This window comes from Novosphingobium cyanobacteriorum (assembly GCF_029436685.1).
GTDB lineage: Bacteria > Pseudomonadota > Alphaproteobacteria > Sphingomonadales > Sphingomonadaceae > Novosphingobium > Novosphingobium cyanobacteriorum.
On sequence record NZ_JAROCY010000004.1, the window covers coordinates 252,875 to 271,966 of the forward strand.

Below are 19,092 nucleotides of genomic sequence, written 5' to 3' on the forward strand. Positions count from 1 at the left end.
GCAGTCCTCCGGGCAAGACTCGGGCAAACGAAACGATCAGGGGATGGATGATGAGCGAAGCCTACTCCCGCGCATGGCAGGGCAGCATCTCGGATCGGGAAGCGTTCTGGTCCGCCGCCGCCGGCGCGCTCGATTGGTTCACCGCCCCCGCCGCCGCCCATGATCCGGAAAAGGGCTGGTTTCCCGGCGGTTCGCTCAACACCTGCCACAACTGCCTCGATCGCCATGTCGCGGCAGGCCGGGGCGATGCCATCGCGCTCGCCTATGACAGCCCGGTCACCGGCACCATCAGGCGCTACAGCTATGCCGAACTGCTCGAAGAGACCGGGCGCGTCGCGGCGATGCTGGCTGCGCTCGGCGTGGGCAAGGGCGATCGCGTGGTCATCTACATGCCGATGATCCCCGAAACGGTCTTCGCCATGCTCGCCTGCGCGCGGCTGGGCGCGATCCATTCGGTTGTGTTCGGCGGCTTCGCTCCGCTGGAACTGGCCAAGCGCATCGATGATGCCACGCCGCTGGTCGTCCTCACCGCATCGTGCGGGATCGAAGGATCGCGCACCATCGCCTACAAGCCCATGGTGGACGAGGCGCTGCGCCTTGCCGACCACCAGGTCGAACGGGTCGTGCTGCTGCAGCGTGAACAACTGCGCGGCGATCTGGGCGGGCCGCGCGACGTGGATTGGCAGGCGCTGCGCACGGCCACGCTGGGCGCTCCCGCGCCCGCGCCGGTGCCGCTCGCCTCCGACGATCCGCTCTATATCCTCTACACCTCGGGCACCACCGGCACGCCCAAGGGCGTGGTGCGTGAAAACGGCGGCCATGCCGTGGCGCTGGCCTGGTCGATGACCAACATCTACGGCATTTCCGCAGACGATACCTTCTGGGCCGCGTCCGACGTGGGCTGGGTCGTCGGCCACAGCTACATCGTCTATGCCCCGCTGCTGGTGGGGGCGACGACGGTGCTGTTCGAAGGCAAGCCCGTCGGCACGCCCGATCCCGGCACGTTCTGGCGGGTGATCGACCGGCACGGGGTGAAGACCTTCTTCACCGCGCCCACCGCGATCCGCGCGGTGCGCAAGGAAGATCCGGATGCCACCTTCCTGAAGGACATCGGCACCGGCGATTGCCGCGCCATCTTCCTCGCCGGCGAACGCGCCGACCCCGACACAATCGGCTGGCTGGAAGACAAGAGCGGCCTGCCGGTGATCGACCACTGGTGGCAGACCGAGCTGGGCTGGCCCGCCATCGCCTCGTGCTTCGCGCTGGGGGACCTGCGGCGCAAGCGCGGCAGCGCCGGCTTCCCCGTGCCGGGCTACGAATTCGCGGTGCTCGATGAAAGCGGCCACCCTGTCGAGCCGGGCCACAGCGGCGCGGTGGTGATCCGCGAACCGCTCGCCCCCGGCGCCTTCCGCACCTTGTGGAACAACCACGCCGGCTTTGCGAAGAACTTCGCCACCTTCCCCGGATGGTACGAAACGGGCGACGCCGGCTTCATCGACGATGAAGGCTTCGTCCACATCATGGGGCGCACTGACGACATCATCAACGTCGCGGGCCACCGCCTGTCCACCGGGCAGATGGAGCAGATCGTCGCCAGCGTCGATGGCGTGGCCGAATGCGCGGTGATCGGCGCGGAAGACGCGATCAAGGGCATGATCCCCGTTGCCTTCGTGGTCGCCCGCGCAGGCGCGAACGAAGCCGCGCTGCACGACGCCGCCATCGCCGCCGTGCGCGCCGAACTCGGCGCGGTGGCCGCGCTGAAGACCTGCTACGTGGTGCCGCAGCTGCCCAAGACCCGGTCCGGCAAGATCCTGCGCAACCTGCTGCGCAAGATCGTGAATGGCGAGGACTTCACCACGCCGCCGACGATCGAGGACCCGGGCGTACCGGCGCTGCTGGTGGACGCGGTGCGAGGGAAGCTGCCGGCCTAGAACGTCTGCAGGATAGCGCCGCGTTCCGGTCCCTTCCAATCGAGCGTGGCCCGCAGCAGGGCACGCGTGACGGCACATTCCTCTGCTGGCCCGGCCTTGTGCGACATTGCGGCTGCAACGGTTTTCTGGGGCAGGCCGGTCGCTTCCATCACTTCCCCGACCAGCTTGCCGGGGACGGACGCCGAGGTCGGTTTTGACGGCTGCGGTGTGTCGAGCTTACCCGTTTCGGCCATCCGCACGGCCAGCGCCTGTTCCTTGCGCAGGACTTCGTCGGAAAGGGTCACCTGGCCGATATCGAGCGACTTCAGGTAACCGGCACAGGCCTCCGGACCTTTCCTGCTGACGGCGTCGATCCGGGCAAGGTGAAGCTGCAGGTCTTGTTCAAGCAACTGCGCGTCCTTGCGGCCATTCAGGAACACGCGGCGGCGGATGAAGTCGGTGGTGGATTGGGTCGCCTTCTCCGGCGTAGCCCCGTTGGAAAGCTCCGAACGGAAGCGCGCCTCGAAAGCGGAAGCCACGCTGATCTGCTTCTCGCGCAGCCACTGGATTGTCTTGTCCGGCCCGAACGCGGCGTGGACCGCCATGGCGAGTTGTTCGTTGTATTTTGGATCGATGGGCGCTTGATAGGCAGGCGGTTCAAGAAGCGGATTCTGGGTGTTCCGATCGCCGTTGTGTGACCAGCTAAAGTAGTACTGCGCACAAAGTATGAGGCCGACACCCAGCAGGCGAAGTGGGAAGGTAAGGATCGAGTAGTCAGGCTTTTGCTCCCACGAACTGACCCGCTGCTGATCGAGATGGCCTTCGAGCTCGGGAAAATGCCTGCGGATTCCGGCCAGCAGTTCGTTGATGCGCTTGCGACTTGTTCCAACCCGTTGATACCATTTCGACCAGCCCGCCCGCTGCAATTCGACCCATGCCTTGTGCAGGGGGTGGTCGGGCAGTTCCACCTTCTGCTGGAAGCGCAGGCCGCGCAGGCGGGTGTTGAGCCAGGCGATGGAAGGGCGTTCGCCCAGCTGGCCGCGCTCGCTTTCCCAGCCAAAGGCGGCGGCGGTCTCTTCCAGCAAGGGGGCGCTGCGCGGCCATGTGCCGGCCAGCAGGTCGGCCAGCCAGTCCTCGATCTGGCCGTGGAGCGATAGGTCGGCCTGCGCCGCATCCGCCAGCATCATCCGCAGGCAGCGCAGCGCGCGCGCCTCCTCGGCGTCATCCATCGCCGGGGCGGGGTCTTCCTCGCTGTGCAGCAGCCGGGCCAGTTCGCGATCGGGCCGTTGCAGCAAGGTGACGTCGGTGGGGGCGGCGCTCGCCAGCACCGGCGGGCCGCCAGTGGCCTCGCGCGCGCCGGGCGGCGCATCGGGGGCGGTCAGTTCCGCCTGCGGTTCCGGCGCGGCATCGGCCGGCGGCAGGCTGCCCGCAAGGATCGCACTGCCTTGGGCGGGAGGATCATGCGGCAGCAGCGGGGCGGCGTAGGCCCATGCACCGCACGTTTCCTGCGGCTCGGGGGCGGGTTGCTGCGCGTCGTCCTCGATGGCTGTGGCCGGCGCATCCCCTGCCGCATCGGCTTGGGCGGCTGCGGCCTTGGCGCTGCGCAGCGCGATGTCCCGCGCCGCGCGCAGGCGGGCGTAGGCTTCGGGATCAGCGTCGACATCCAGCGCTTTCAGCTTCGCCGCATAGGCCTTGCGGATCGCCGGCGTATCGGCCCCGGCCTTCAGGCCGAGCAGGCGCAGCGCGGCGGAGGGCGAAAGGTACGGCGTCACAGCGGCGCGCTCGCGTCGATGGTGTCGAGCCGCTCGGTCAGCACCTGCCGCGCTTCGGCGATGCGGCGGTGGTCCTGTGATTCCAGCGCCCCGGCAAAGTCGGTGATCCACTGGCCGACGATGCGGCGTTCGTCGCCGATGAAGTCCTCATAGGCGCGTTCGGCGCGCGCCATCAGCGCCACGTTCTCCGCCTCCTCGCGCGGGTGGAACTTCAGCTTGGCCAGCTCGGCGCGGCGGGCGGCGATCTCCTTTTCCGAAGGCCGGTCGGCTTCGTCCACGATCACGATGTTCCGGGTCAGGCCCGTCTGGTTCACCGTCACGTCGACTTCGAGCAGCCCGCTGCTGTCATAGGTGAAGCGCACGTCCGCCGTGGCCTCCCCCGCCGGGCGCGGCGGCACCGGCACCTTGATCGACCCGAGCAGGATGTTGCCCGAAACCTCGCGCGCTTCGCCCTGGTAGATGTTGAACAGGATTTCCTTCTGGTTGTCCTGCACCGTGCGGTAATTGCCCATGCGGCTGATTGGCACTGGCGTGTTGCGGTCGATGATGGGGGAAAACACCCCGTGGTGATAGCCGCCGAACTGGTCGCGCTCGATCGTGTCCACGCCCAGGGTGAAGGGGCATACGTCCGAGATGCGGATTTCCTCCAGCGCGGCGTCGCGCGCGGCAAGCCCCGCCTGGATCGCCGCGCCGAGCGCCACTGCATGGTCGGGGTGGACGGTGCTGTTGGGAAAGCGGCCGAACATGCGGGTGATCGCCTTGCGCACCACCGGCATGCGCGTGGCCCCGCCCACCAGCACGATGTCGCCCAGCTCTGAAACCTCGAACGCGCAGTCGCGCAGCGCACGCACCACCGGTTCGCGCAGGCGGCGCAGCAGCGCCTCGCAGGCCCGTTCAAAGGCATCGGCGGTAACAGGCGCTTCCAGCCTGCGATCGTCGATTGTCACCGCGAAGGTGGCGTTGTCCGCGGTCGACAGCTGCCGCCGCGCAGCTTCGGCGGCACGCAGCAGCATGGCTTCGCGCCGCGGCGCATCAAGCTTGGCTAGCAGGCCTTCCGGGTCCACCAGCGGCTTCATCAGCGCCGCCAGCACCTCGTTGAAATCGTCCCCGCCCAGCCGGTTGTCGCCGGCCGAGGCGCGGACTTCGACCACCCCTTCGAACTTCTCGACGATCGAGACGTCGAAGGTGCCGCCGCCCAGGTCGAAGACCAGGAACGGCTCCCGGTCCTCCTGGTCCTGCAGCCCGAACGCCAGCGCCGCGGCCGTCGGCTCGTTGATCAACCGCCGCACCTCCAGTCCCGCCAGCTCCCCGGCGCGGCGGGTGGCCTTGCGCTGGCGGTCGTTGAAATAGGCCGGCACGGTGATGACCGCCTCAGTCGGGCGCGAACCGGTGTGCGCCTCCACATCATCGCACAGCGATCGCAGTACGAGCGCCGAGAGATCCTCGGCCCGCCATTCCTTTCGGGCCAGCAGAACTTCACGATCGTTGCCCATATTGCGCTTGAAGCTTATGGCGGTGTTGGCTGGGTCGGTTGCCATCCGGTCCAGCGCCGCAGCGCCCACCAGGGTGGCGCCATCGCGGGACATCGAGATGGCTGAAGGGGTCAGCAGTTCGCCGAGCGCATTGGGCACGAGGTGGGGCACACCATCCTGCCACACGGCGACGGCGCTGTTGGTGGTGCCAAGGTCGATACCGACAATCATGCGCGCATTGTCCCCCTTCATTTCGCTGTGGAATCGAGATGCCCAATCGGTGGCGAGCGTGCAAGGCCGGGTGGAGCCTTAAACAAATTGTCGCCCGTTTTGATGTACCTGAATCGGTCCGAAAAGACCGGTAATCAGGGAAAAACAGCGCTACCGGGAGCACGTTGCGGCCCATGATGATTTGCAATAACGCAGACTTGATCTCGCCGTGTTGTCGCATTAAGGTAGCGCTATCAAAACGAGAGCTTGGGGGATGTACTGATGGGTTTAAGCCTTGCGGCTTGCCTTCCTGAAGACTTCATGGACGGGACCTTCGTCGGACGGGCGCAAGCTGCCGACGGTCCACACGTGATTGTCCTCCAAGACGGCCGAATCCGCGATCTCACGGCGGTCGCCAGCACTGTTTCCGGCGCGCTGGCGCGTGGGCGACTGGATGGCGGCGACGATCTGGGCGCCATCGCCGATGGTCTTCCCCCGGGGTGGAGCCTGCTTTCCCCGATCGACCTGCAGTGCGTGAAGGCCTGCGGGGTAACCTTTGCCGTTAGCGCTATCGAACGGGTGATTGAAGAGCGTGCGCGCGGCGATGCCTCGGTCGCCGCCGAGATCCGCAGCCAGCTGGAGGAGACCATCGGCGCCGGCATCCGCGCGGTGGTGCCCGGCAGCGCCGAGGCATTGGCGCTGAAGCAGGCGCTGATCGGGCAGGGCATGTGGTCGCAATACCTGGAAGTGGCGATCGGGCCGGATGCCGAAGTCTTTTCGAAATCGCCGGTGCTTTCCACCGTGGGCCATGAAGCTCCGATCGGCGTGCGATCGGATTCGAGCTGGAACAACCCCGAGCCGGAGGTGGTGCTGGTGGTGGACCCGGCCGGCGAAGTGGTGGGCGCGACGCTTGGCAATGATGTGAACCTGCGCGACTTCGAAGGGCGGTCTGCGCTGCTGCTGTCAAAGGCCAAAGACAACACCGCATCGTGTGCGATCGGCCCGTTCATCCGCTTGTTCGACAAGGGCTTCGGCATCGATGACGTGCGCGTGGCGGACGTGGAGCTTGTGGTGGAAGGGCAGGACAACTTCCGCATGGAAGGTACCAACCGGATGACCGAGATCAGCCGTGATCCGCTGGACCTGGTGGCCCAGACGATGAGCGAGCACAGCTATCCAGACGGGTTCGTGCTGTTCTGCGGTACGCTGTTTGCACCCACGCAGGACCGCGATGAGCCAGGCGGGGGCTTTACCCACAAGGTGGGTGACAAGGTGACGATCCGTTCGACCCGGCTGGGCATGTTGCGCAACACGGTAATGACTTCGCGCGATGCGCCCAAATGGACCATCGGTATTGCCGCATTCATGCGCAACCTTGCCGAGCGCGGCTTGGTGGAGAAGGCATGACCATGGCTTCCCACGCAGCCCACGATGCCCCCTTGGCGCCGGCGGCAGAACATTCCAGCGAAGGCGCGGCGATGGCGCAATATCCCAGCCTGCGCGACAAACGCGTGATCGTTACCGGTGGTGCCAGCGGCATCGGCGAGGCAATTGTCGAGGCATTTGTGCTGCAGGGCGCGCAGGTGGGTTTTGTCGATATCCTGTCTGCCCCGGCGAACGATCTGGTGGAACGGCTGGGGCATGCCGCGCATGTGCCGGCGTTCCGCGAACAGGACGTTGCCGATGCTGACGGGCTGACCGAGGCCATCGGCGAGATGGTCATGCGGCTGGGCGGCTGCGACGTCCTGATCAACAATGCGGCCAGTGATGACCGTCATCTGCTGGATGCGGTGACTCCCGCCTATTGGGACGAGCGGCTGGCGGTGAACCTGAAGCACAAGTTCTTTGCATCGCAGGCAGTCTGGCCGGAGATGAAAGCTGCGGGCGGCGGGGTGATCCTGAACCTTGGGTCGATCTCCTGGCACCTGGGTTTGGACGAGCTGGCGTTGTACCAGATCGCCAAGGCAGGCGTGGAAGGCTTGACCCGAAGCCTTGCCCGCGAACTTGGCCCCTACAACATCCGCGTGAACACGATCATTCCGGGCAATGTGCAGACCGCGCGACAGATGCGTTGGTATTCGCCTGAGGGAGAGGCGGAAATCGTGGCGGCGCAATGCCTGAAGGGCAGGCTTCAGCCGGTGGACATCGCCGCGATGGCACTGTTCCTTGCTTCCGACGATGCGCGGTTCTGCACCGGGCACGAGTACTGGGTGGATGGGGGCTGGCGATGAGCCGTTTGGTGGAGCGCACGCTGGCGGTGGGTTGCACGCTGGGCGAAGGACCGGTGTGGGATGCGGCGCGCGAATGTCTTTGGTTCACCGACATCAAGCAGCATCGCATCCATAGCTTCGACCCGGCGCGGGGCCTGCATGAAAGCCATCTGGTGCATGACCAGGTCGGCTGGGTACTGCCGGCGAAGGGCGGAAAGCTGCTGGCCGGGCTGAAAGACGGGCTGCACTTGTTCGATCCGGCGACCGGCAAGTGCGCGCGCGTGGCCGAAGTGGCGGGCGAGCCGGCGGGCAACCGGCTGAATGACGCCTGCGCCGACAGCCGGGGCCGGGTGTTCTTCGGATCGATGGACGATGGCGAGAGTGCGGCAAGCGGTCGCTTCTATCGCGCGCACGAAGCGGTGGTGACCCCGATGGGGCCGGACGCGGTGTGCATTACCAACGGCCCCGCAATCGGGCCGGGGGATAGGCGGATCTATTTCAGCGATACAGCGGCGAAGAAGATTCTGGTGGCGGACCTGGATGCGGACGGGAATGTGGACGAAGCGCGCCTGTTTGCCGACACAGCGCGCGATTTCCCCGATGCCTATCCCGACGGGCCGACCTGCGACGCCGAAGGCTGCGTGTGGACCGGGCTGTGGAACGGCTGGGGCGTGGCGCGCTATTCACCCAAAGGCGAGCTGCTGGAGAAGGTGGATATACCGGCGGCCAACGTGACGAAGCTGGCGTTCGGCGGACCCGACCGCAAGCGCGCCTTCGTGACCACGGCGCGCAAGGGATTGGACGAGGCCGCGCTGGCGGCGCAGCCGATGGCGGGCGACATCTTCGCGTTTGACGTGGAAGTGCCCGGGCTGGTTGCCGCGTTGGCGGAGTTCCGCGCGTGAAAGCGCTGCCGCTGGCGGTGCTGACCTTGGCGGCCGGGCTTTCGGCCCCTGCGCTGGCGGCCCTTGCACTGGCGACCCCTGCACTGGCGGCCCCGGCACAGGTCGGACCTGTGCTGGAACTGGAAGCGGCCTGGGGCGACCATGCGGTGATCCAGCGTGACCGGCCGATCGTGGTGGAAGGCACGGCCGCCCCCGGCGCAGTGGTGGAAGGCACGCTGGACGACGAACGCGTGATCGGCGAGGCCGACCGCAAGGGCCGGTTCTCCCTGCAGTTCAAGGCCCGGCCCGCCTCAGCCACCGGCGTGACGCTGACCGTGCGCGCCGACGGTGAGGCGGTGCGCGCGGCGGACCTGCTGGTGGGTGATGTGTGGCTCTGTTCGGGCCAATCGAACATGGAATTTCCGCTGTCGCGCGCGCTGAACGGCGGGATGGAGGCGGCTTTTTCGACCGATCCGGCGCTGCGCCTGCTGCAGGCGCCCAAGGCGCTGGGCTATCTGCCCGACCGCCATTTCGCCAAGCCGACCGCCTGGGCGGCGGCGGCGCCCGCGAGCGCGCAGGATTTTTCGGCCGTATGCTATTTCATGGCGCGCGAGCTGCGCCGTGCGCGTGGGGTGCCGGTGGGGGCGATCCACGCCAGCTGGGGCGGTTCGAAAGTGACGCCGTGGCTCGATCCGCAGGCGGGCGCGGCGATCAGCGGGCCGGGCGAGATGGCGCTGCTGGCGCTGTTCGCGCGTGATCGCATGGCGGCGGTGACGCAGTTCGCGCCGCGCTGGCAGGACTGGTATGCGCAAGGGACCGGCGGGACGAAGCCATGGGCCGCGCCCGATGCGCTGGAATGGCAGGCGGTTCCGGCGATGAGCGGATGGCGCGCGTGGACCGGCACGCCCCTGGCCGCGAAGGCCACGGGCACGGTGTGGCTGCGGCGGCAGGTGACGTTGAGCGCGGCGCAGGCGCGCGCCGGGGCGACGCTGGCGCTGGGCGTGCTGGACGACATGGACATGACGTTCGTGAACGGGCGCGCCGTGGGCAACACCTTCGGCTGGGACGAGGAGCGGGCCTATCGCCTGCCGCCCGCATTCCTGAAGGCCGGGGTGAACGAGATCCTGGTGGCGGTGACCAACACCTTCGACAACGGCGGCTTCGCCAGCCCGGCCGACAAGCTGGCGCTGACCGTGGACGGTGGCGAGCGGATCGCGCTGGGGGATGGGTGGCGCTATGCCATCGCGCCCCTGTCCAGCTATCCGCCACGGCCGCCATGGGACGCCAATGCGGGCATCGGGCTGATGCACAACCGCATGATCGCGCCGCTGGGGCGGTTCGCGATGGAAGGCGTGGCCTGGTACCAGGGGGAAAGCGACGTCGACACCCCCGATTACGAACGGCGCATGCAGGCGATGATCGCCGGGTGGCGGGCGCGGTTCGGCCAGGGGCTGAAAGTGGGAATCGTGCAGCTGGCGAACTATGGCCAGCCAGCTTCCGCCCCGACCCGTTCGGACTGGGCGCACATGCGCGACGAGCAGCGGCGGATTGCGGCGGGCGATCCCGCCGGGTTCCTGGCGAGCGCGATCGACCTGGGCGAGCGGACGGACATCCATCCGGCGAACAAGCTGCTAGTGGGCCAGCGGCTGGCGCTGGGCGCGCAGGGCAAGGCCATGCCGATGCCGGTGGCGGCGGTGCGCGAAGGCGACGCGGTGCGCGTACGCTTCAAGGGCGTGGAAGGCGGCCTGCACGCGTGGAGCGCGGCCGCGCCGATCGGCTTCGAACTGTGCGATGCGGCGGACGCCTGCCGCTTTGCTGCGGCGAATGTGGACGGCGACACGGTGGTGCTCGCGAGTGACGGACAGGCCGTCGTGAAGGTACGCTATGCCTGGGCCGACAGCCCGGTCGTCAACCTGTTCGACGCGCGTGCCTTGCCTGTGCCGGGGTTCGAACTCGCGGTAACGGAGAATTGAGCTTTACGCCTTTGGCGTTCTATCCGCCTTCGCCGCAGGTGGGCCGGCGTCGGATTCCCGGCGGACCAGTTCGTATTCCAGTGTGGTGAGGCGCGGTCGTCCGTTTGCGTCGGCGCGCTCGTCGCGGATTTCCTGCACCAGTACCTCCAGGCCGGTTTCCGCCATCTTCCGGATCGGCTGACGGATGGTGGTGAGCTCGGGCCAGATGGTGGATGCCAGCGCGGTATCGTCGAAGCCGCAGACGGTGAGATCGCGCGGGACTTCGAGATCGTTGCGGTGCGCGGCGGCGATGCAGCCGGCGGCCATGTCGTCGTTCGAGGCGAAGATCGCGGTGGGTCGGTTGGCGAGCGCGAGCATGTCCATCGCCGCATCGAGGCCGGAGCGATAGGTGAACTGGCCTTGGCGCACGAGCGCCTCGTCCACCTGGGCGCCGGCTTCGGCCATGGCGTCGCGATAGCCGGCAAGACGCAGCGCGCTGGCCGACTGCTGCGGGTTGCCGATGATGAAGCCGATGCGGCAATGGCCCAGCGCGAGGATATGGCGCGTCATGTCATAGGCGGCCTGGTAATCGTCGATCATCACCACGCCGTGGTGCGCTTCGGCCTGGCCCGGACCGATCAGCACGGCGTGCGCTCCGGCGCGGCGGAGGCGAGCAAGCAGGGCGGTGTCGTCGCACAGCGGCGGGGGCAGAAGGAAGCCGTCGATCGCGCTCTCGGTGAGCTTGGCGATGGCCTTTGCCTGGTCCTGTTCGGGGTCGAAACGTTCGACCATCAGATGCGCATCGAGCCGCGTGGCCGCGTCCATGCAGCCGATCAAAAGTTCGCTGAGATAGGCGGCGGACGGGTTGGAATAGAGCAGCGCAATGCGCAACTGAGAGGCGCCGGCGAGGCTGCGTGCCGCGCGGTTGGGCGCATAGTTGAGCTGGCGAATGGCCGCTTCTACCGCGATGCGTGTTTCCTCGCGCACGCCGCCACCGCCGTTGACCACACGGCTGACCGTCATCGGCGAGCATTGGGCGACGCGGGCGACGTCGCTTACGGTCGGGCGGCCGGACTGTCGCCGGCGCGATCGGACATCGTTCATGGTTTCAGGCTCCCGTACGGATGTCCTGACCCTGCAGTATGGGCTTGGCAAGGCCTATTGTGAATAAAGCAGACTTAATTTCATTTCGGACTTGCGTGGTGAAAAGCATGCGATACAAAGGTAGCGCTATCATAAAGTCACAGACCCTTGCGTGGCAAGGGTAACTGGGCTGCATTCGGTTACCCGCGCAAAGGCCGGGGCATAACAACGAGGTGGGAGAGGGACATGGCTGCAACGCAGCAAGACCGGGTCAACATGGCGCTTGTGGGAGCCATCGTATCCGTGGCGACGATCGGCGGGCTGCTGTTCGGGTATGACAGCGGCGCGGTGAACGGGACGCAGGCGGGACTGAAGGCCGCGTTCGCGTTGGATGACAATGGCCTTGGCTTCACTGTGGGTTCGCTGCTGATGGGCTGCGCCGCAGGGGCCTTCCTGGCGGGGCGCATGGCCGACCGCTTCGGACGCAAGCGGATCATGGTCCTCGCCGCGATCCTGTTCCTGGTCGGCGCGCTGGTGCAGGGCACTACCGGCAACCACACGCTGTTCGTGATCTTCCGCTTCCTCGGCGGCATGGCAGTGGGTGCGGCGAGCGTACTTTCGCCCGCCTATATCTCTGAGGTCGCCCCGGCGGCAATCCGCGGGCGGCTGACGAGCGTGCAGCAGGTGATGATCATCACCGGGCTGACGCTGGCCTTCGTGGTCAACTATTTCCTCGCGCAGAAGGCGGGGGATTCGCTCGGGCTGATCGGGGGCGTGCCGGCGTGGCGCTGGATGTATCTGGCGCAGGCGGTGCCGGCGGTGGTGTTCCTGGTGGCGCTGCAGTTCATCCCCGAGAGCCCGCGCTACCTGGTCGGCAGCGGCCGGGGCGACGAGGCGCTGGGCGTGCTTTCGCGCCTGTTCGGCGAGGACGCAGCGGCGCGCAAGGTGGCCGAGATCCGCGCCTCCTTCGCCAGCGACCACCGCCCCCGGCTGGCCGACGTGCTGGCGCCGGGCACGGTACTGCGCCCGGTGGTGTGGGCCGGCCTGATCATCGCGGTGTTCCAGCAGTTCGTGGGGATCAACGTGATCTTCTATTACGGCGAGACGCTGTGGAAACTGGCCGGGGTTTCGGAGAAGGCAGCGCTGGAGCGGAACATCATTTCGGGGCTGGTCTCGATCGCCGCGTGCTTCGTGACCATGGCGCTGGTGGACCGGATCGGGCGCAAGCCGCTGCTGCTGATCGGATCGGCGGGGATGACGCTGTCGCTCGGCACGATGAGCTGGGCCTTTTCGCAAGGGACTCTGGATGCCGCGGGCGCGCTGCAGATGGACCAGCAGCTGGGCCTGATCGCGGTGATCGCGGCCAACATCTATGTGGTGTTCTTCAACGTCAGCTGGGGCCCGGTGATGTGGGTGATGCTGGGCGAGATGTTCCCCAACCAGCTGCGCGGATCGGCGCTGGCGGTGTGCGGGCTGGCGCAGTGGGGCGCGAACTATGCCGTGGTGCAGAGTTTCCCGGCGATGGCCAGCGGGATGGGCTTGGCCGAGACCTATGTGCTCTACACCGCCAGCGCGGCGGTGAGCCTGTGGCTGGTCAAGGCCTTCCTGCCCGAGACCAAGGGCAAGGAGCTGGAACAAATGGAAGGCTGGGGCGGGCACTGAGGCGCCTGCACCGGCAGACGGGCAGGGCCGGACCACTGGCCCGCCAACAGGGAGTGATGCTTCGATGATGGGCTTTGCCAAGACATTCCGTACCATGCTGCTGGCGGCGGGCGCCGTCGGCATCGGCACTGGCATGCCCGCCAAGGCCAAGGACGCCGAGGTGACGGTAGCGATCGATGCGGCACGCCAGGGCCCGGTGATCGACCGCAACATCTTCGGCCAGTTCGCCGAGCACCTGGGTACGGGCATCTACGGCGGGGTGTGGGTGGGCAAGGATTCCCCCATCCCCAACGTGCGCGGCATTCGCAGCGACGTGGTGGGCGCGCTGAAGGCGCTGAGAGTGCCTAACGTGCGCTGGCCGGGCGGATGCTTTGCCGACGAATACCACTGGCGCGATGGCATCGGCCCGGCGGACAAGCGCCGGGTGCAGATCAACAGCAACTGGGGCGGCGTGCCCGAATCCAACGCCTTCGGCACGCACGAGTTCATGGACTTTGCCGAGCAGATCGGCGCGGACGCCTATGTTTCGGTGAACATCGGATCGGGCACCGCCGCCGAAGCCGGGCAATGGCTGGAATACATCACGGCCGAGAAGGACACCTCGCTGGCCAAGGAACGCGCCGCCAACGGCCATCCTGCGCCGTGGAAGGTGCCGATCCTGGGGCTGGGCAACGAGAACTGGGGCTGCGGCGGGGCGATGTCGGCCACGCACTATGTGGAGGAGATGAAGCGCTTCGCCAACTTCACGCGCAACTACAATCCGGCGCAGCGGCCGGACGTGAACGGGGGCGCGGGCAAGATGAAGCGCATCGTCGTGGGCTGGGACAGCGACAAGCTGGATTACACGGAAGAGGTGATGAAGGCGTGGAAGGACCACGTCTATTCTTGGGATATCGAAGGGGTTTCGCTGCACAAGTACACCACCGGCGGCTGGCCACCGCACCTGCCGGCGACGGGATTTGGCAACGAGGACTATGCCATTGCGATCGCCGACACGCTGACCATGGACGACCTGCTGAACAGGCAGGCGGCGATCATGGACAAGTACGACCCGGAGAAGAAGCTGCTGATCGCCGTGGACGAATGGGGCGCATGGCTCGCCCTCACGCCGGGCAGCAACCCCGGGTTCCTGCAGCAGCAGAATTCGATGCGCGACGCGGTGTTGGCTGCGCTGAACCTCAACATCTTTGCCCGCCACGCCGACCGGGTGAAGATCGCCAACATCGCGCAGATGATCAACGTTCTGCAGGCGATGATCCTGACCGACGGCGGCAAGATGGTGCTGACCCCGACCTACCATGTGTTCAAGATGTACGTCCCGTTCCAGGACGCGCAGTTCACGCCGGTAACGTTCAATGCCGGCCAATATGTTTCCGGCGCGCACAAGCTGCCGCGGGTGGATGCGATGGCCGCCAAGGACAAGAGCGGGCAGGTGTGGATCTCGCTGGTCAACATCGATCCCGATGCCGGGACGATCGTGACCCTGCCCGGATACCGCAGCGCCAGCGGCGAAGTGCTGACCGCGCCGAAGGTGGACAGCGTGAACAGCTTTGAGAAGCCCGCCGTGGTCACGCCACAGCCGGTTTCAGCGCGCAACGGCCCGCGCGGGCTGACCCTGATGCTACCGCCCCATTCGATCACCGTTCTCAAAGTGACGAGATAGACCCTGTGTGCCGGCAGCGGCCATCGACCCAACTCCCTCCTTGAGGTCGCTGCCATCAACTGAAAGGCCCGGAAGGCAAGATGCTTTCCGGGCCTTCTTTTCTGCAAAACGGACGGCGCCTTACCAGTCCAGCGCTGCCATGGCCCAGTTGACGGGGATATCCTGCATCACGGGGTGATCTCCTTCGGCGACAAGTTCGACGATGCGCGCGCCCTTGATCGGAACCTTGATCGGCACCGGCTGCTGCCCGCGTTTCATCCACGCGGACTGGAACATCCGTTTGCCGTCGACATGGACAGAGAAGCGCACTTGCGCGGCGAGATCGGCGGTAGCGTCGTCCACACCGGCCAGGGCCGAAAAGGTGGCGAAGCCGTTGTTGCGGATTTCCAGGCGCGAATTGGCAAGGATGCCGATGCTGCTGGGATAGGTCTTGCCCGCCATCTTTGGCGTCTGGGCGAAAGGCGTGGCATCGGCGCGTGCGCCGCCCCAGCCGCCATAAAGCGGATGCTCGCCATCGCCGCGCGTTGAGCGCCAGGGCAGCAGGCCGCGATGGACGAGCGGATCCGCCATGGGGTGGACGATGCCATCGACCGCCGGGTTTACCGAGCCCGGCTGTTCGGACAGGTATAGGCCCTGCGGGTGTTCGCGTACCCCGACGGCCTTGAACAGCAGGGTCTGGTGGCGGTCCAGATGGACAGGCGTTTCACCCTGGAACGATGACCGGCCACCGTCCCAAAGGTCCGTTAGGGCAATGCTGCGGTCGACCCGGTATTTGAGGTGCGCGGCAGTGAGCTTCACATCGACTGGGCTGCCGCTGCGGTTGAACAGGGCGACCGCCTTGGTGCCATCGGCGAGAGTCTTGACGAAGATCTGCACTGTCTCGCCGTCATAGGCGAGCACCGCCTGGTTGCCCGCCTTGTCCTGATTCAGCGCGACAACGTGAGGATTGCCGAGCACCGAGACGAGGGCGGGCGTGGCCTTGCGCATGTCAAAACCAATGATCAGCGGCGAATTGAGCATGGCCCACAGCGTCATGTGCGAGCGCGCTTCGACCATGTGGTCCATGTCGAATTCGCCGCTGCCGACGAACAGCATGTCGGCATCGTTCCAACTGTTGGGGTGGGCATAGAGTTCGCGCCGCGATGCCGCATCAAGATTGTGCAGCATGCGTTCCCAATTGGGCGAAATGTCCTCGCTGGTGCGCGACATGTTTCCGACCTTGCCCGCCCAAGAACGGACGTCTGCCGCACCCCACAGACAGAGCGAGAAGACATAGTCGTTCGCGGGCCGTGTGCGGTGCATTGCATCGGCCACCTGCTGGTAAAGCACGCGGACGGTGGCGACATCGTTGTTGGGCAGGGTCTCGTAATCGATCAGCGGCCTTAACTCGCGGTAGCGGCCTGACGCGACGAGCGGGTTTTCCGCACTCATGGCGCGGATGCCGCAGCCATCCACCTTGACCAGGTCGAAGTTCCATTCGCCAAGGAAAAGCGCGATGTCCTGCTCGATATGGCCATAAAGCCCGACCTCGCGTTCGGCCACGGTGCCTTCGGGCTGGTTGGCGAACTGCGAGGTATAGGCCTGGCCGCAGGAATTGCGGCCGATGTCGGAATAGATCCCCGCCTTCAGGCCCATGGCGTGCAACCGATTGGTGAGAGGGCGGAAACTGCCGGCCTCATCCACGGTGCGGGCCGAAGGAAAGTTGGCGGTGCGGATCATCAGGCGGTTGTCGGTGGTGCGGCGGCGCAGCCACCAGCCGTCGTCGATATCGACATAGCGATAGCCGAGGCGGGCAAGGCCGGTATCGACCAGCGCCTGCGCCGCGGCCATCAGCTTGGTCTCGTCGACGTCGCTGTTGAAGGCGTTCCAGCTGTTCCAGCCCATGGGTGGCAGGGGCGCGTTGCCCCGGGCTGTGACGCTCCAGTGGCCGGTCGCATCAAGCGGCTTGTCGGCTGCGTATGCTGCGGTGGTCAGCATTGATGCTGCAAGCCATGCTGCGGCAATGTGGCGCCGCCTCATTTGGCCGCTCCCGACGCCAGATGCTGGCTGAAGAAGGGGACGACCTGAGCCTGGAAGCGGAAGGCGACGCGGCTGGTGTGATCGCCATCGTAAATGGTGAAGCTGTTGGCGATGCCATAGCGCAGCAGCGCTTCATGCAGGCGCGCGGTATCATCCTTCAGGCTGTCCTTGTCGCCCACATCCATGGCGATGGCGGCGTATCGGCGCAGGTTGCCGATGTATTGGTCGACAAAGGAAAGCGGGGCGTTGGCGGCCCATTTTGCGAGCACGTCATCGCGCGGCTTGCCATCGGGGCCAAGCGGCAGATCGAGGTAGAGCGGCGGGTTGGCGGGGTTGGGCGACCAGGCTGCGGCGGCCGCGAGCGTGCCGCGCTGCGCCCAGGGCAAGCTGGCGGAATCGGCAGGGCTCTTCATGGCGGCATAGGCCTGCATTGCTTCGGGCGAGAGGCCGAACAGGCCGCGCGCGGAGAGGCAACAGGGGCTCATCAGGTAAAGCGCGCCGAAGACGTCAGCATGCTTCATGCCGATGCGGGTGGCGCCGTAACCGCCCATCGAATGACCGACGAGGCCGCGGCTCGCGCGCGTTGCGAGAGTGCGGTAGTGGTTGTCGATATAGGCGACGAGATCGTGCGAAATGAAGCGCTCGTAATCGCCAGTGGTGACCGACGCGGAATACATCGAGCCGTTGTGCGCAGTCTTGCTGTCGGGGAAGACGAAGATCATCTCGTGCGCACCTTGGGCGAAGGCGCCTTCGATTACTTGCGGTACGTGGATCTCGCCGGTCCACTGGCGGGCGCCGATGGAATAGCCATGCAGGGCATAGACGACCGGATAGCGGCGGTGGGGGGCCTTGCCGTAGCTGGGCGGGAGGACGACGAGCACTTCGCGGTCGGCGCTGTCTCCTTCCAGCGCACCTTCCAGTGCGCGACCGTGAACGGTGATGCTCTCGATCTTCACCTTGGCCGCGCCGGCCACGGCGGCGGGGGCGGAGGTGTTCACCTGAGCGGTTGATGGTGGCGAGGCCGCCAGTGTGATGGCGAGCGCGGCAAGGCAGGACACGGCGCGGAATGGGCGCATGACAGGACTCTCCCGGAATTATTGTACGATCTGTTGTGATAAAGCCGAGGTACAGATGACCGCTCTGAACGCGGATTCTGTGAGGATCGGCCCCGGCGTGCCTGTGTGCCACGGCTGCCAGACTCTTGTTTAGTCAGACTAGATTGCGGGCGGGCCGTGTCAAGCTGTCAGCGGCGCAGCGCCTGAAGAATGGTTGCGCGGATCTGGCCATAGCTGGCGCCATTGATGTCGCGCAGGATGCCGCGCCGGTCTTCGGGCAGGTGGGCGAGGGGGTGGCCTTCGGGGCGGAAGACGTAGTGATCGAAGAAGGCGCGGAAGGCGGCGCGTTCGGCTTCGGGGCGCTCGGCGATGGCGATCATCGACAGCAGCATGGCGAGCAGCGGCGCATCTGGGCCGATGGCGGTGGCGTCCCACCAGTAGTTGAGCATGACGTTCACCGGATCGCAGGCTTCGACCTGGTGCCACCACAGCTTGGGCAGGAACAGCGCATCGCCGGCAGCGAGCTCGACCGTGATGGCGCGGGCGCGGGCCTGTTCGAAGCGGGGATAGGTGGCGGGATCGCCAGCGGCGGAGGCTAGGCTGGCGGGCTGGCCGGCCATGGTCAGGTCAACCGGGCCGACGTAGAGATCGCCGATGGCATCAGGTGGATAGAGCGTGAAGCGGCGCGAGCCGAGCAGTACGCAGGCGAGATTCTCGAACGCATCGTAATGTGCGGCGGCGGTGGAGGGGTTGCCGATCCACAGGCGCGGTTCGACCTGCGGCGGCACGATTGGCACACGGTTGGCTTCGGCAAAGCCGGGCAGGTAGGCAGGAGCGACGAGCGAGCCGAGGTAGGCGGTGGGCGCGGAGGGATCAGCGGCGTAGCGCAGGATCCGGTCGAAGGCCTCTGGCAGTGCAGCCTCGAGACGGGTGAAATTGAAGCCTGATAGATCGCTGTTGTAGAAATAACGCCCACCGATGTCCGGAGGCGCGGTAAAGATCATTGGTTTGCGGCCGCTGTCGAAGGCGAGCAGGTAGTCGAACAGTGCCTGCGCGGATCGGGTGCCGGCGGAGCTTGCGGGCAGCTCTGCGCAGAGGCCGCGCAGCACGACAGGCCTGGCTTCCAGGATGACGTGCTGGTGGAAGGTCTCGGGCGCGGAGAGGGCGGCGTGGCCGCGGGGCAGTTCCTTGAGGCTTGGCACG

13 protein-coding genes are annotated in these 19,092 nt (G+C 66.5%); 7 read left to right on the top strand and 6 right to left on the bottom strand.

The genetic code is table 11. The features are described from left to right. The first annotated feature begins 50 nt into the window (after positions 1–50). A complete protein-coding gene (locus POM99_RS06050; RefSeq protein WP_277275953.1) occupies positions 51–1,931 on the top strand; it encodes an AMP-binding protein in 1,881 nt (626 codons plus the stop codon). Here POM99_RS06050 and POM99_RS06055 read toward each other — a convergent pair. Both POM99_RS06055 and POM99_RS06060 read right to left on the bottom strand, forming a co-directional pair. Further along, the gene (locus POM99_RS06055; RefSeq protein WP_277275954.1) at positions 1,928–3,682 is read right to left on the bottom strand and encodes a hypothetical protein; all 1,755 of its coding nucleotides are present in this window, start codon (positions 3,680–3,682) and stop codon (positions 1,928–1,930) included. The genes POM99_RS06050 and POM99_RS06055 overlap by 4 nt on opposite strands. Then, the gene (locus POM99_RS06060) at positions 3,679–5,406 is read right to left on the bottom strand and encodes an Hsp70 family protein (RefSeq protein WP_313792115.1); all 1,728 of its coding nucleotides are present in this window, start codon (positions 5,404–5,406) and stop codon (positions 3,679–3,681) included. Before POM99_RS06060 ends, POM99_RS06055 begins: the two co-directional genes overlap by 4 nt. Before the next feature lie 279 nt (positions 5,407–5,685). Between POM99_RS06060 and POM99_RS06065 the strand changes: the two genes are divergently transcribed. The 4 genes from POM99_RS06065 (at position 5,686) to POM99_RS06080 (ending at position 10,428) form a co-directional block, all read left to right on the top strand. Beyond that, positions 5,686–6,771 (top strand): fumarylacetoacetate hydrolase family protein, encoded by a 1,086-nt coding sequence (locus POM99_RS06065; RefSeq protein WP_277275955.1) that lies wholly within the window; start codon positions 5,686–5,688, stop codon positions 6,769–6,771. Positions 6,772–6,842: 71 nt separating this feature from the next. Further along, complete coding sequence (gene xylB / locus POM99_RS06070) at positions 6,843–7,595, top strand: D-xylose 1-dehydrogenase (RefSeq protein WP_277275999.1); 753 nt, start codon at positions 6,843–6,845, stop codon at positions 7,593–7,595. After that, complete coding sequence (locus tag POM99_RS06075) at positions 7,592–8,476, top strand: SMP-30/gluconolactonase/LRE family protein (protein WP_277275956.1); 885 nt, start codon at positions 7,592–7,594, stop codon at positions 8,474–8,476. The genes xylB and POM99_RS06075 overlap by 4 nt, the downstream gene beginning before the upstream one ends. Continuing rightward, positions 8,473–10,428 (top strand): sialate O-acetylesterase, encoded by a 1,956-nt coding sequence (locus POM99_RS06080; RefSeq protein WP_277275957.1) that lies wholly within the window; start codon positions 8,473–8,475, stop codon positions 10,426–10,428. Before POM99_RS06075 ends, POM99_RS06080 begins: the two co-directional genes overlap by 4 nt. A gap of 3 nt (positions 10,429–10,431) precedes the next feature. On the opposite strand, the gene POM99_RS06085 is transcribed toward POM99_RS06080, so the two are convergent. Next, positions 10,432–11,511, bottom strand: coding sequence for a LacI family DNA-binding transcriptional regulator (locus POM99_RS06085; RefSeq protein ID WP_277275958.1), 1,080 nt, complete (start codon positions 11,509–11,511; stop codon positions 10,432–10,434). 225 nt (positions 11,512–11,736) lie between these two features. Here POM99_RS06085 and POM99_RS06090 point away from each other — a divergent pair, with 225 nt between their 5' ends. Beyond that, positions 11,737–13,152: a sugar porter family MFS transporter gene (locus POM99_RS06090; RefSeq protein ID WP_277275959.1), complete on the top strand. Its 1,416-nt coding sequence runs from the start codon at positions 11,737–11,739 to the stop codon at positions 13,150–13,152. A 64-nt stretch (positions 13,153–13,216) separates the two neighbouring features. Next, complete coding sequence (locus tag POM99_RS06095; protein WP_277275960.1) at positions 13,217–14,815, top strand: alpha-N-arabinofuranosidase; 1,599 nt, start codon at positions 13,217–13,219, stop codon at positions 14,813–14,815. Between the two features lie 120 nt (positions 14,816–14,935). Here POM99_RS06095 and POM99_RS06100 read toward each other — a convergent pair whose 3' ends face one another. The 3 genes from POM99_RS06100 to POM99_RS06110 form a co-directional block, all read right to left on the bottom strand. Then, positions 14,936–16,792, bottom strand: a complete 1,857-nt coding sequence (locus POM99_RS06100) for an NPCBM/NEW2 domain-containing protein (protein WP_277275961.1) — start codon at positions 16,790–16,792, stop codon at positions 14,936–14,938. A gap of 38 nt (positions 16,793–16,830) precedes the next feature. Next, positions 16,831–17,910, bottom strand: a complete 1,080-nt coding sequence (locus POM99_RS06105) for an alpha/beta hydrolase (protein ID WP_277275962.1) — start codon at positions 17,908–17,910, stop codon at positions 16,831–16,833. Between the two features lie 167 nt (positions 17,911–18,077). Continuing rightward, complete coding sequence (locus POM99_RS06110; protein ID WP_277275963.1) at positions 18,078–19,091, bottom strand: cupin-like domain-containing protein; 1,014 nt, start codon at positions 19,089–19,091, stop codon at positions 18,078–18,080. Position 19,092 lies beyond the last annotated feature (1 nt).

What these genes read in the sequence shown, in the direction of transcription:
- POM99_RS06050 (WP_277275953.1), top strand. Translation starts at nt 51, where the DNA reads ATGAGCGAAGCCTACTCCCGCGCATGGCAGGGCAGCATCTCGGATCGG.
- POM99_RS06060 (WP_313792115.1), bottom strand. Translation starts at nt 5,406, where the DNA reads ATGAAGGGGGACAATGCGCGCATGATTGTCGGTATCGACCTTGGCACC.
- POM99_RS06065 (WP_277275955.1), top strand. Translation starts at nt 5,686, where the DNA reads ATGGACGGGACCTTCGTCGGACGGGCGCAAGCTGCCGACGGTCCACAC.
- xylB (WP_277275999.1), top strand. Translation starts at nt 6,843, where the DNA reads ATGGCGCAATATCCCAGCCTGCGCGACAAACGCGTGATCGTTACCGGT.
- POM99_RS06075 (WP_277275956.1), top strand. Translation starts at nt 7,592, where the DNA reads ATGAGCCGTTTGGTGGAGCGCACGCTGGCGGTGGGTTGCACGCTGGGC.
- POM99_RS06085 (WP_277275958.1), bottom strand. Translation starts at nt 11,511, where the DNA reads ATGAACGATGTCCGATCGCGCCGGCGACAGTCCGGCCGCCCGACCGTA.
- POM99_RS06090 (WP_277275959.1), top strand. Translation starts at nt 11,737, where the DNA reads ATGGCTGCAACGCAGCAAGACCGGGTCAACATGGCGCTTGTGGGAGCC.
- POM99_RS06095 (WP_277275960.1), top strand. Translation starts at nt 13,217, where the DNA reads ATGATGGGCTTTGCCAAGACATTCCGTACCATGCTGCTGGCGGCGGGC.
- POM99_RS06100 (WP_277275961.1), bottom strand. Translation starts at nt 16,792, where the DNA reads ATGCTGACCACCGCAGCATACGCAGCCGACAAGCCGCTTGATGCGACC.
- POM99_RS06105 (WP_277275962.1), bottom strand. Translation starts at nt 17,910, where the DNA reads ATGCGCCCATTCCGCGCCGTGTCCTGCCTTGCCGCGCTCGCCATCACA.